The sequence below is a fragment of the Streptomyces cyaneofuscatus genome (assembly GCF_000718135.1).
Lineage (GTDB): Bacteria > Actinomycetota > Actinomycetes > Streptomycetales > Streptomycetaceae > Streptomyces > Streptomyces cyaneofuscatus.
Map to the genome: position 1 here is coordinate 19,930 of NZ_JOEM01000019.1, position 12,310 is coordinate 32,239.

The 12,310-nt window shown below is 72.4% G+C and carries 10 protein-coding genes; 8 read left to right on the forward strand and 2 right to left on the reverse strand.

The genetic code is table 11. From position 1 onward, the window contains the following. Window positions 1–80: 80 nt before the first annotated feature. Both IF17_RS0127560 and hflX read left to right on the forward strand, forming a co-directional pair. Entirely contained in the window at window positions 81–1,535 is a 1,455-nt protein-coding gene (locus tag IF17_RS0127560; protein ID WP_030571301.1) for a M1 family metallopeptidase, read from the forward strand. Between the two features lie 161 nt (window positions 1,536–1,696). Continuing rightward, window positions 1,697–3,217 (forward strand): GTPase HflX, encoded by a 1,521-nt coding sequence (hflX, locus tag IF17_RS0127565; protein WP_030571304.1) that lies wholly within the window; start codon window positions 1,697–1,699, stop codon window positions 3,215–3,217. 80 nt (window positions 3,218–3,297) lie between these two features. Here hflX and IF17_RS0127570 read toward each other — a convergent pair whose 3' ends face one another. Then, window positions 3,298–3,747 carry an ATP-binding protein gene (locus IF17_RS0127570; protein ID WP_179115582.1) on the reverse strand — a complete coding sequence of 150 codons (450 nt, stop codon included), beginning with the start codon at window positions 3,745–3,747 and terminating at the stop codon, window positions 3,298–3,300. Window positions 3,748–3,921: 174 nt separating this feature from the next. Between IF17_RS0127570 and IF17_RS0127575 the strand changes: the two genes are divergently transcribed. Together IF17_RS0127575 and IF17_RS0127580 are read left to right on the forward strand one after the other, a co-directional pair. Then, window positions 3,922–4,164, forward strand: a complete 243-nt coding sequence (locus IF17_RS0127575; RefSeq protein WP_018516317.1) for a DUF6411 family protein — start codon at window positions 3,922–3,924, stop codon at window positions 4,162–4,164. A gap of 58 nt (window positions 4,165–4,222) precedes the next feature. After that, window positions 4,223–4,573: a hypothetical protein gene (locus tag IF17_RS0127580; RefSeq protein ID WP_030571310.1), complete on the forward strand. Its 351-nt coding sequence runs from the start codon at window positions 4,223–4,225 to the stop codon at window positions 4,571–4,573. Between the two features lie 48 nt (window positions 4,574–4,621). Here IF17_RS0127580 and IF17_RS0127585 read toward each other — a convergent pair whose 3' ends face one another. Further along, on the reverse strand, window positions 4,622–5,791 hold the full coding sequence (locus tag IF17_RS0127585; RefSeq protein WP_030571313.1) for a trypsin-like serine peptidase: 1,170 nt from the start codon (window positions 5,789–5,791) through the stop codon (window positions 4,622–4,624). 356 nt (window positions 5,792–6,147) lie between these two features. Here IF17_RS0127585 and IF17_RS0127590 point away from each other — a divergent pair, with 356 nt between their 5' ends. Genes IF17_RS0127590 through IF17_RS0127605 form a run of 4 tightly spaced genes read left to right on the forward strand, consistent with a single transcriptional unit; the run spans window position 6,148 to window position 12,276 of the window. Then, window positions 6,148–7,551, forward strand: coding sequence for a diaminobutyrate--2-oxoglutarate transaminase family protein (locus IF17_RS0127590; protein WP_030571316.1), 1,404 nt, complete (start codon window positions 6,148–6,150; stop codon window positions 7,549–7,551). 28 nt (window positions 7,552–7,579) lie between these two features. Continuing rightward, window positions 7,580–9,514 (forward strand): IucA/IucC family protein, encoded by a 1,935-nt coding sequence (locus IF17_RS0127595; protein WP_030571319.1) that lies wholly within the window; start codon window positions 7,580–7,582, stop codon window positions 9,512–9,514. 38 nt (window positions 9,515–9,552) lie between these two features. Then, window positions 9,553–10,314, forward strand: coding sequence for a GNAT family N-acetyltransferase (locus IF17_RS0127600; RefSeq protein ID WP_030571322.1), 762 nt, complete (start codon window positions 9,553–9,555; stop codon window positions 10,312–10,314). 60 nt (window positions 10,315–10,374) lie between these two features. Beyond that, window positions 10,375–12,276 (forward strand): IucA/IucC family protein, encoded by a 1,902-nt coding sequence (locus IF17_RS0127605; RefSeq protein WP_030571325.1) that lies wholly within the window; start codon window positions 10,375–10,377, stop codon window positions 12,274–12,276. Window positions 12,277–12,310 lie beyond the last annotated feature (34 nt).

Below are 12,310 nucleotides of genomic sequence, written 5' to 3' on the forward strand. Positions count from 1 at the left end.
GCCCCGGAGAGACCGCCCCGTTCGGGTGGTGCGGCGCGCGGCACCACCCGGAGAGCGCCCGGCGCTGATAGCCGTAGTCCATGCCGCACCTCTCCCGCCGCCTGCGGGCCGCCCTCCTGGCCACCGCGTCGCTCACCCTCGTCGCCGCCGCCCTGCCCGACCCCGAGCCGCTCGGCATCGGTGACCGGCTCTTCCCTGAGCTGGGCAACCCCGGCTACGACGTCCTCTCGTACGACATCGCCTTCACGTACCACGGCAGCAACACCAAGCCCCTGGACGCCGTCACCAAGATCAGGGCCCGTACCACCGCACCGCTGGAGCGGATCAACCTCGACTTCGCCCGGGGCACCGTGCAGGGCGTCGAGGTCGACGGGCGGGCCGCCGACTTCGGCAGCAAGAACGAGGACCTGGTGATCCAGGCCCCCCGCCGTCTCCCCGCAGGCGCCCCCCTGAACATCACCGTCCGGCACACCAGCGACCCGTCCGGGACCTCGGGCAACGGCGGCTGGATCCGTACCGCCGACGGCCTCGCCATGGCCAACCAGGCCGACGCCGCCCACCGGGTCTTCCCCAGCAACGACCACCCCTCGGACAAGGCGCACTTCACCTTCCGCATCACCGCGCCCAAGGACCTCACGGCCGTCGCGGGCGGGCTGCCCGCCGGCCACACCCGTAACGGCGCCACCACCACCTGGACCTACCGCACCCAGCACCCCATGGCCACCGAGCTCGCCCAGGTCTCCATCGGCCGCTCCCACGTCCACCACCACACCGGACCGCACGGCCTGCCGCTGCGCGACGTCGTCCCCACCGCCGACCGCGAGAAGCTGGAGCCCTGGCTGAAGAAGACCCCCGCCCAGCTGGAGTGGATGGAGCGGCGCGTCGGCCGCTACCCCTTCGAGACGTACGGGGTCCTCGTCGCCGACAGCCGCATCGGCTTCGCGCTGGAGACCCAGACCATCTCGCTCTTCGGCAGGTCCCTCTTCACCGAGCCCGCCTATCCCGAGTGGTACGTCGACTCCGTCATGGTCCACGAGCTGGCCCACCAGTGGTTCGGCAACAGCGTCTCGCCCGCCTCCTGGTCCGACCTCTGGCTCAACGAGGGGCACGCCAGCTGGTACGAGGCCCTGTACGCGGAGGAGAACGGCGGAGGGACGCTGGAGCGGCGGATGCGCGAGGCGTACAAGCTCTCCGACGGCTGGCGGGCGGACGGCGGCCCGCCGGCGCGCCCGGACACCCCCGCCGAGGGCGAGAAGCTGAGCCTCTTCCGCCCGGTCGTCTACGACGGCAGCGCCTTGGTCCTCTACGCCCTGCGCCAGGAGATCGGTGCGGCCGCCTTCGACCGGCTGCAGCGCGCCTGGGTCCGCGTCCACCGGGACGGTACGGCGACCACCGCGGACTTCACCCGGCTGGCTTCCGGCATCGCGGGACGGGATCTGACCCCCTTCTTCGAGGAGTGGCTGTACGGGAAGAAGACCCCGGCGATGCCCGGCCACCCCGACTGGCGTGCGGCCGAGCCCGCTGCCACCCCCTGAGGGCGGGGGAAAACCCCAGTGACGGGCCCGGTGGGGCCGTGCCACTATCGACACGTCTCCACGGCGGACCGCACCGGAGTCCCGGCGGGAATGATCGGGAATCATCCGGACAGGTCACACGTTGTGACTAACGTAAAGACTTCTATCGACGTAAGGATCCAATGACCTCCTCTTCTTCCCTTCCCCAGGACGCGCAGGACGCGCAGAGCGCCACGGAGAACATCCCCGAGAGCCTCACCGAGAGCCTTCGGGCCGACGCCCTGATGGAAGAGGACGTCGCCTGGAGCCAGGAGATCGACGGAGCGCGCGACGGCGACCAGCTGGACCGCTCCGAGCGTGCCGCCCTGCGGCGCGTCGCCGGTCTCTCGACGGAGCTCGAGGACGTCACCGAGGTCGAGTACCGACAGCTGCGCCTGGAGCGCGTCGTGCTGGTCGGTGTCTGGACCTCGGGGACGGTGCGTGACGCCGAGATCTCCCTCGCGGAGCTCGCCGCCCTCGCCGAGACGGCGGGCGCACAGGTCCTGGACGCGGTGTACCAGCGGCGCGACAAGCCCGACCCGGCGACCTACATCGGTTCCGGCAAGGCGCTGCAGCTGCGGGACATCGTCCTCGAATCCGGGGCGGACACCGTCATCTGCGACGGTGAGCTCAGCCCGGGCCAGCTGATCCATCTGGAAGACGTCGTCAAGGTGAAGGTGGTCGACCGGACCGCCCTCATCCTCGACATCTTCGCCCAGCACGCGAAGTCCCGTGAGGGCAAGGCGCAGGTCTCGCTGGCGCAGATGCAGTACATGCTGCCGCGCCTGCGAGGCTGGGGCCAGTCGCTCTCCCGACAGATGGGCGGCGCCGGTTCCGGCGGCGGTGGCGGCATGGCCACCCGTGGTCCCGGTGAGACCAAGATCGAGACGGACCGGCGGCGGATCCGCGAGAAGATGGCGAAGATGCGCCGGGAGATCGCGGAGATGAAGACCGGCCGCGAGATCAAGCGCCAGGAGCGCAAGCGCAACAAGGTGCCCTCCGTCGCTATCGCCGGATACACCAACGCCGGAAAGTCCTCGCTGCTCAACCGTCTCACCGGAGCCGGTGTCCTGGTGGAGAACGCCCTGTTCGCCACCCTGGACCCGACCGTGCGCCGGGCCGAGACACCGAGCGGCCGGATCTACACCCTCGCCGACACCGTCGGGTTCGTACGGCACCTGCCGCACCACCTCGTCGAGGCGTTCCGCTCCACCATGGAGGAGGTCGGCGAGTCCGATCTCATCCTGCACGTGGTGGACGGCTCGCACCCGGTGCCCGAGGAGCAGCTCGCCGCGGTGCGCGAGGTCATCCGGGACGTCGGCGCGGTGAACGTGCGCGAGATCGTCGTGATCAACAAGGCGGACGCGGCGGACCCGCTGGTCCTCCAGCGGCTGCTGCGCAACGAGAAGTACGCGATCGCCGTCTCGGCCCGGACCGGCGCCGGGATCGACGAGCTGCTCGCGCTCATCGACGCCGAGCTGCCGCGCCCGTCCGTCGAGATCGAGGTGCTCGTGCCGTACATCCAGGGGGCGCTGGTCTCCCGGGTGCACGCCGAGGGTGAGGTCCTCTCCGAGGAGCACACCGCCGAGGGCACCCTGCTCAAGGCCCAGGTCCACGAGGAACTGGCGGCGGAGCTGGGGACGTTCGTCCCCGCCGCGCACTGATCACCGCACGGCGCAGGCCGTGATCACCGCACGGCACAGGCTGTGTCCAAGACGCCCGACCGGGACCTCCCGGCCGGGCGTCAGCCGTTCCCGGGGTCCTCATGCCCTGCCGCGGCGGACTGCTCGTACCCCGGGGGCACGAAGCAGGCGGTCACGGTCTTGCCCTCCCGCTGCGGATGGTGCTGCCAGCTGTCGGCCAGCGCGTCGACGATGGCCATGCCCCGGCCGCCGAGTGCGCCGGGGTCACTGTCGCGCTGCGTGGGCGGTTGCGGACTGGAGTCGTGGACGCTGACGTGCAGGCACGTGCTGTCCCACGTCAGGACGAGCTGGGCGTCGCTGTGCGCGTGTTTGTGCGCGTTGGTGATGAGCTCGGAGACGGTGAGGAGCACCGAATCCACGGTGTCGGGCTCCTCCCTGGCCCACTCCAGGCTCTGCAGGTGCTCGCGCGCCCAGTCTCGCCCCGCTCGCACTCCCTGGGAGACGGGGAAGGACTGCGCCCACCCCACCGCCCGCAATGTGGAATCGCTCATTGCCATGCCTCTCGGTCGTGGCCGCACGGGATCCGGCGCCAAGTGCCTTCCGTGTACCCGCCGGAACGCGGAACACCGTGCCGCCCGAGCCGCGGCCCGTCCGGGACGTGGCGGTGATTGGAGGGCCGGGCACCGGGCACACGACGGCAGCACCCATCCCACGAGGAGGAAATCATGATGATCGTCGGAATAGTCGCTGTCTGTGTCGTTCTGGCCGTACTGGCCTTCCTGGTCCCCAGGTTCTCGCGTCATCCGGAGCGCGGTACCCAGCGCACGCTCGGCCTGGGCTCCCGCGCGGGCAGCAAGGCGCCGGGGCCGCTGGGCCGGCTCTTCAGCAAGCCGTTCCGCAGCAGCTCCAAGGCGGTCGGCCGCAGCGGCTCGGCCGGTCGGCGTGCTCGTGGCCACATGCCGTTCTGACGGCGTGCGCCCGTACGCCCTCACGCCGGTGGCCGTGCCCGTCGGGCACCATGGCCGGATGGACGCCGATCAGCCGGAGCGGACCCCCGACGGCCGGTACATCGTGGTGAAGGGCCGCCGTTGGCGGGCCACCGATCCGGAGATCCCCGAAGACGTCGCCGCCGCTCTGCGCCGTCACCTCATGGCGGCTCGGCGAGGGGTGGCCGCCTCGCACCGGAACCAGGACCCGGCGGCCGAGAAGCTGGCCCGGAGCCGGGTGCACACGGCCAAGGTTGCCCTCGGCGAACGCGGCACCCCCTGGTGGGAGCAGTCCCTCGCCGAGCGGCGCCGCCGCTGGGAGGACGGGGCCGCGGAACTCGACGCCGCCGGGGAGCCCGGGCGGCGAACCGCCCGGCCGGCCGACGGATGAGTCGGCCGCCCGGGCGGGAAAGAGCCTTGCCGGGCCTCGTACGACGTCCTACTGGCCCGCGTACTTCTCACTGACCGCGCGGTAGACGCCCTCGGCCTCCTTGCCGAGCCGGGGACCGGCCAGCCAGCCCGCCGAGACCGGGCCGATCGAGGTGTTCGACACCAGGGCGGGCTGCCCGTCCGAGCCGGTCGCGACCCAGCCGCCACCGGAGGAGCCACCGGTCATCGTGCAGCCGATGCGGTACATCGTCGGCTCGTCCTGGCGGACCGAGAGGCGGCCCGGCTTGTCCTTGCACCGGAGGAGCTTCTGGCCGTCGTACGGCGGCGCGGCCGGGTAGCCGGTGGCCGTCATGTCCGCGATCTCCGGTACGGCGGGGGCGTCGAAGTCGACCGCCAGCGCCGAACCGACCGTCTCCTCCAGCGACTTGCCCGTCGACCCCTTCTCCGGCGTCACATGCAGCACCGCGAAGTCGTACGGGGCGCCCTGCCCGCCGGTCGCCGCACCCTGGGCGATCCACTGCTCGGAGGTCTGGGCCCACCGGCCCCACCACACGCCGTAGGGCGCGACCTTCTCCTTGGGGGCGGTCTCCAGCTCCGCCGCGGAGAGGTTGTCGTTGTTGTACGACGGGACGAAGGCGATGTTGCGGTACCAGCCGCCCGCCTTGCCGGCGTGCACACAGTGCCCGGCGGTCCACACCATGTTGGACTTGCCCGGGTTCGCCGGGTCCTTCACCACGGTCGCGGAACAGACCATCGGGCCCTTGGGACCGTCGAAGAGGAGCTTCCCGGCCTCCGGCGCGTTGTCGTGGTACGGCGTCGCGACATCGGCCGCCTGGACGGGGGCGGGCGTCGGGTCCGTCACACCGTCGTCACCGGAGATGTCGTTGTCGACCGGGTTCTCCGGGGGCTTGTCGGCCTCCCGCATCCGGTCCGGGTCCCAGAGGTCCTCGATGATCGGGTTGACGAAGTCCTGGGCCTCACGCAGCCACTGGTCCTTGTCCCAGTTCTTCCACTCGCCGTCCCGCCACTTGTCCGGGTCGATCCCGTGCTCCTTGAGCCGGTCCTTGAGATCGTCCGGAATCGTGATCTTGCCGTCGGCCTGGCCGGCCGGGGCGCTGGGCGTCGTACCGCCCGCGTTGTCCTCCTCCGGACCGCAGGCGGTGGCGGTGAGCGTCAGGACGGCGACGGCCGCCGTCGCGGCGAGCACACCGGAAGGCATGCGCCGTACGCGCCTGCCGCGGCGTGCGGTGTCGGTCGGGCGAATGGGTCGCATCTGGTGATCCCCCTGGGACTTCGTCACTCGGTACTCCGTGCTGCTTTCGGACACTCCGGGGCGGCGGAACAACCTTCTCCGGCGCTCGGCGCGGCCCCCACTATGCCGGTGCCGATGGGGACGGTTCGCGGCAGGTCCACGGTTCCGTTCCCGCAAGGATGTTCCGGTGTACCCGTGATCCCTTGCGGCCGCCGTCGTTGGTACGTACGGGGGACACCAGGACAGCGTTCACCCCCGCACTCCGTCCGCGCGAAAACGTACCGACGTGCAACGCAACTGTTACCGCAGGAGGATCAAGAGCCGTGTCCGTGACCGAACCCGCTCCGGTGGCACCGCCTCCCGCGCCTCCCGTGCACGAGGGCATCCTCCGCCGCCAGTCGCTGCGTGAGTCGGCCGCCCGCACCTATGCGCGGTCCCTGCCGATCGTTCCGGTCAGGGCGCGCGGGCTCACCATCGAGGGTGCGGACGGACGCCGGTATCTGGACTGTCTGTCGGGCGCGGGGACTCTGGCGCTCGGCCACAACCACCCGGTCGTGCTCGAAGCCATCCGGAAGGTCATCGACTCCGGCGCCCCCCTGCACGTGCTCGACCTCGCCACCCCGGTCAAGGACGCCTTCACCACCGAGCTGTTCGCCACCCTGCCGCGCGAGTTCGCCGACAACGCCCGCATCCAGTTCTGCGGCCCCGCCGGTACGGACGCCGTCGAGGCGGCGTTCAAGCTGGTCCGGGCCGCGACCGGCCGCGACGGCCTGCTGACCTTCACCGGCGCCTACCACGGTATGACGGCCGGGGCGCTGGAGGCCTCCGGCGGCGCCCGGGACGTGCGGGTGACCCGGCTGCCCTTCCCGCAGGACTACCGCTGCCCGTTCGGGATCGGCGGCGAGCGCGGGGCCGCCCTCGGCGCGCGGTGGACGGAGCACCTGCTGGACGACGAGAAGGGCGGCGTCCCGGCCCCGGCGGGGATGATCGTGGAGCCGGTCCAGGGCGAGGGCGGCGTCAACCCCGCCCCGGACGCCTGGCTCCGCAGGATGCGCGAGATCACCCGGGCCCGGTCCATCCCGCTGATCGCCGACGAGGTGCAGACCGGCGTCGGCAGGACCGGCGCCTTCTGGGCCGTCGAGCACAGCGGCATCGTGCCGGACGTCATGGTCCTCTCCAAGGCGATCGGCGGTTCCCTCCCGCTCGCGGTCATCGTCTACCGCTCTGAGCTGGACCTCTGGCAGCCGGGCGCCCACGCGGGTACGTTTCGTGGCAACCAGCTCGCCATGGCGGCGGGCGCGGCCACCCTCGCGTACGTCCGGGAGAACGGGCTGGCGGAGCGGGCGGCGGCCTTGGGCGCCCGAATGCTCGACAGCCTGCGGAAGTTGCGGGTGGATCATCCGGGGATCGGCGACGTACGGGGGCGCGGACTGATGATCGGCCTGGAGCTGGTGGACCCCGAGGCCGCGCCCCTGCCGGCCGAGGCCGACGACCACGCCCCGGCCCCGCCGCCGGACCCGGCCCTCGCCCGCGCCGTCCAGCAGGAGTGCCTGGACCGCGGCCTCATCGTCGAACTGGGCGGCCGGCACAGCGCCGTGGTCCGCCTCCTGCCCCCACTCACCCTCACCGACGAGCAGGCGAGCGCCGTCGTCGACCGTCTGGCCGACGCGCTGGCAGCCGCGGAGCGTTCGCCGCACCGCAGGGCCGCAGCCGGGCCGACCACCTGATCCCCGGAACCACACAAGGAAGACCGCCGTGAACCCCACCCCCGCCTCCGAGGCCGACGGCCCCGGTACCCCCCAGCACCGAGGGCAGGACGGACCGGCCGCCCCCGGCACGGTCGAGGCGACGACCGTGCCCCGTCAGAAAGCGGCGCAGGGCGTTGACTTGAGCGATCCGGCGTACGCCCCCGAGGAGCCCGGCGCCCCCGAAGCCCCGCACGACGCAGCCCCGTACGACGGACTCCTCGACGGCCAGGACCCGTTGGACCACCCGGACCCGCTGCGGGCCGCCGACGCCGCCGGCACCGAGAGCCTCCTGCGGTGCTGGACCCGGGAGAACGACCTGCCGCGCCCCGAAGGCGACACCCTGCGCGTCGCCTTCCCCGCCACCGGCACCGCCCTGCTCGTCCCCGTGCACTACTGGTCCGCCACCGGCGCCCACCGCTTCGGCGCCCCGGTCCTGGAAGGCGCGCCCGAGGAGGCCCCGGCCGCCGACGCCGTCACCGTCGCCGTCCTCATCGGCCGGGAAGCCGACCGCAACGGCTCCGCCGACCTGGTCGCCCGGGTCGCCGACTCCGTACGCCATACCGCCGGGTTCGTCGAACAGCGGCGCCGCCGCCCCGCCGAACCGGCCGATGCCGACCTCTTCCTCACCGCCGAGCAGTCCCTCCTCCTCGGCCACCCGCTCCACCCCACCCCCAAGAGCCGCGAAGGGCTCTCCGAGGCGGAGTCCCGGCGCTATTCGCCCGAGCTCCACGGCTCCTTCCCGCTCCACTGGTTCGCCGTGGACCGCACCCTGACCGCCACCGACTCCGCCTGGAGCGACGGCGGCCCGGCGTCCGCCGAGGAACTCCTCGCCCCGCACCGCGACGGGCTGCGCCTGCCGCCCGGCACCGTCGCCGTGCCGCTGCACCCCTGGCAGGCCGCCGACCTGCTGAGCCGCCCGCAGGTCGCCGCCCTCCAGGAGACCGGCCTGCTGCACGACCTCGGCCCGTACGGCGAGCACTGGCACCCCACCTCGTCCATCCGCACCGTCCACCGCCCCGGCGCCCGGGTGATGCTCAAGCTCTCCCTCGGCGTACGCATCACCAACTCCCGCCGCGAGAACCTCCGCAAGGAGCTGCACCGGGGCGTCGAGGTCCACCGCCTCCTGACCACCGGACTCGCCGAGAGCTGGCAGCGGGAACACCCCGGCTTCGACATCGTCCGCGACCCCGCCTGGCTCGCCGTCGACGACCCCGAGGGCACCCCCGTCACCGGCCTCGACGTGATGCTCCGGCAGAACCCCTTCGGCCCGGGCGACGACGCCGTCTGCATCGCCGGGCTCACCGCACAGCGGCCCCGGCCCGGGCAGCCCCTGATGCGCTCCCGGCTCGCCGAGGCCGTCACCGCCCTCGCCGCCCGGACCGGCCGCCCGGTCGCGGACGTCTCCGCCGAGTGGTTCCGGCGCTATCTGGACCGCGTCGTACGCCCCGTCCTCTGGCTCGACGCCCACGCCGGCGTCGCCCTGGAGGCCCACCAGCAGAACACCCTGGTCCTGCTCGACCCGGACGGCTGGCCGGTCGGCGGACGCTACCGCGACAACCAGGGCTACTACTTCCGCGAATCCCGCCGCGACGAGCTGGAGCGGCGGCTCCCGGGCATCTCCACCGTCAGCGACACCTTCGTCTCCGACCCGGTCACCGACGAGCGGTTCGCCTACTACCTGGGCATCAACAACGTCCTCGGCCTCATCGGCGCGTTCGGCGCGCAACGCCTCACCGACGAACAGACACTCCTCACCGTCCTGCGCCAATTCCTCACCGAGACCGCGGAACTGGGCTCGCCCCTGCCCGCGTATCTTCTCCAGAACCGCCAACTGCGCTGCAAGGCCAACCTGCTGACCCGGCTGCACGGCCTCGACGAGCTGGTCGGTCCCGTCGACACCCAGTCCGTCTACGTCACCATCGCCAACCCGCTCCACGCCTGAGGGGCCCCGGCCCCCGCTCCAGAGAGGAGAGTGTCACCGTGCCTCCCGCCGACGCGCCCGCCGAACCCGACGCGGCGCCTGAGGAACCGGGCTCCGGGCCCGGCGACCGGGAAACCCCCGCCGCGCACGCCGGCACGGAAGACACTCTCGACCTGAAACTCACCGAGGAACTCCTCGCCCTCATCTCGGCGGACCGGAACAAGGCGACTCGTCGGCGCGACCCCGCCGGCGAACTGCTCGGGGACCCGGCCACCTGGCCCGGCGCGACCACCGAGGCCGGGGTCTTCCACCTGGTCCCGGTGGTCCTGGAGCGCGATCTCGCCGTCCTCAGCCGCTGGATGAACGACCCCGCCGTCGCCGCCTTCTGGGAGCTCGCCGGGCCCGCATCCGTCACCGCCGACCATCTGCGGCCGCAGCTCGAAGGGGACGGCCGCTCCCTCCCCTGCCTCGGCGTCCTCGACGGAACACCCATGAGCTACTGGGAGATCTACCGCGCCGACCTGGACCCGCTGGCCCGCCACTACCCCGCCCGCCTCCACGACACCGGCATCCACCTCCTCGTCGGGGGCGTGGGCAACCGGGGGAGGGGCGTCGGCACCACCCTGCTCCGCGCGGTCGCCGACCTCGTGCTGGACAACCTTCCGCGCTGCGGCCGGGTCGTCGCCGAACCGGACCTGCGCAACACCCCGTCCGTATCGGCATTCCTGAGCGCCGGATTCCGCTTCTCCGCAGAGGTGGACCTCCCCGACAAACGTGCCGCTCTCATGATCCGCGACCGAACGTACCGTGATCACCTGTGAACATCGCGCCGCACCGTACACACCGCTCGAACCCCATCGGTCCCACCCGGAGGAGTCCCCGTGCCGACATATCCCGCGAGCCCTGATTCCGTCGAGCCCCACCCGCTCCTCAGCCCCCCGGAGCTGAACCGGCAGGTCTGGGACCGGGCCGCAGCGCGGCTGCTCGCCAAGATGCTCGGCGAGTTCGCGTACGAGGAGATCATCGAGCCCGAACGCCGGCCCGGCGACAGCCACCTGCACTCCCTGTCGCTCGACGACGGTACGGAGCTCCGCTTCTCGGCCGGCCGGGGCGTCTACGGGAGCTGGCGCGTCGACCCCGACTCCATCGAGACGGCCCATCCGCCCGCAAGCCCCCTCTCCAACGGCGCTTCCTCCAGCCACGCCGCCGCCAACGGCACGTCGGACGGTACGGCCCGCCCCTTCCGCGACCCGCTGCGCTTCCTCGCCCGTGCCCGCGGTCTCCTCGGCCTCGACGGCGCCACCCTCGGCCACCTCATCCGGGAGCTGACCCTCACGCTCTCCGCCGACGCCCGGCTCGACCACACCGCCCTCACCGCGCGCGAGCTGGCCGACGTCGGCTACGCCGAGCTCGAAGGCCACCAGACCGGCCACCCCTGGCTGGTGGCGAGCAAGGGGCGGCTCGGCTTCTCCGCCGCCGACGCGGCCCGCTTCACCCCCGAGACCCGCAGCCCCCTCCAGCTGCCGTGGATCGCCGTGAGCACCCGCATCGCGCAGTACCGGGGCGTCGGCCGCCTCACCACCCCCGAGCACCTCTACGCCCAGGAGCTCGACCCCTCCGTGCGCGCCTCGTTCGCCGCCGAGCTGCACGCCCGGGGCCTCGATCCCGCGAGCTACCTCTACCTCCCCGTACACCCCTGGCAGTGGGACGAATGGATCGTGCCGCTCTTCGCCCCCGCCATCGCCGACGGGGACATCGTGGCGCTGCACACCGACGGCGACGCCCGCCTCGCCCAGCAGTCCGTCCGTACGTTCGCCAACGTGTCCCGCCCCGACCGGCACACGGTGAAGCTGCCGCTCTCCATCCTCAACACCCTGGTCTGGCGCGGCCTGCCCACCGAACGGACCCTCGCCGCCCCCGCCGTCACCGCCTGGGTCCAGGGCCTGTGCGAGGCCGATCCGTTCCTGCGCGACGCCTGCCGGGTCATCCTCCTCGGCGAGGTCGCCTCCGTCGCCGTGGAACACCCGCTCTACGACCACCTCCCCGAAGCCCCGTACCAGTACAAGGAAATCCTCGGCGCGATCTGGCGGGAGCCCCTGCCGCCCCGCCTCGCACCGGGCGAGCGCGCCCGCACGCTCGCCTCCCTCCTCCATACGGATCCGGCGGGGCGCGCGTTCACCGCCGAACTCGTCGAGCGCTCCGGGCTCGCCCCGGAGGCCTGGCTCACCCGCCTCTTCGCGGCCCTGCTGCCGCCCCTGCTGCACTTCCTCTACCGCTACGGCACGGTGTTCTCCCCGCACGGCGAGAACGCCATCGTCGTCTTCGACGAGAACGACGTGCCCGTGCGCCTCGCGATCAAGGACTTCGTCGACGACGTCAACGTCAGCGCCCACCCGCTGCCGGAGCACGACACCATGCCCGAGGAGGTCCGCACGGTCCTCCTCACCGAGGCGCCGTCCTTCCTCACCCAGTTCATCCACTCCGGCCTCTTCGTCGGCGTCTTCCGCTATCTGTCCCCGCTCTGCGAGGAGCAGCTGGGGGTGAGCGAGGACGCGTTCTGGTCACTCGTCCGGGCGGAGATCGTCCGCCATCACGCCCGCTTCCCCGAGCTCAAGGAGCGGTTCGAGCTGTTCGACATGCTCACCCCCGAGATCGAGCGGCTCTGTCTCAACCGCAACCGGCTGCACGTGGACGGCTACCGCGACCGCTCCAGCCGCCCGCACGCGGCGATCCACGGCACGGTTCCCAATCCGCTGCACCCCTCCGCGCGGATCCGGGAGTGACCGCCGTTGTCAGTGGCGCGCCGTAGGGTGGTCG

Coding starts and splice junctions, on each gene's coding strand:
- IF17_RS0127580 (WP_030571310.1), top strand. CDS start 4,223: ATGGACGCCGATCAGCCGGAGCGGACCCCCGACGGCCGGTACATCGTG.
- IF17_RS0127560 (WP_030571301.1), top strand. CDS start 81: ATGCCGCACCTCTCCCGCCGCCTGCGGGCCGCCCTCCTGGCCACCGCG.
- hflX (WP_030571304.1), top strand. CDS start 1,697: ATGACCTCCTCTTCTTCCCTTCCCCAGGACGCGCAGGACGCGCAGAGC.
- IF17_RS0127585 (WP_030571313.1), bottom strand. CDS start 5,791: ATGCCTTCCGGTGTGCTCGCCGCGACGGCGGCCGTCGCCGTCCTGACG.
- IF17_RS0127575 (WP_018516317.1), top strand. CDS start 3,922: ATGATGATCGTCGGAATAGTCGCTGTCTGTGTCGTTCTGGCCGTACTG.
- IF17_RS0127570 (WP_179115582.1), bottom strand. CDS start 3,747: ATGAGCGATTCCACATTGCGGGCGGTGGGGTGGGCGCAGTCCTTCCCC.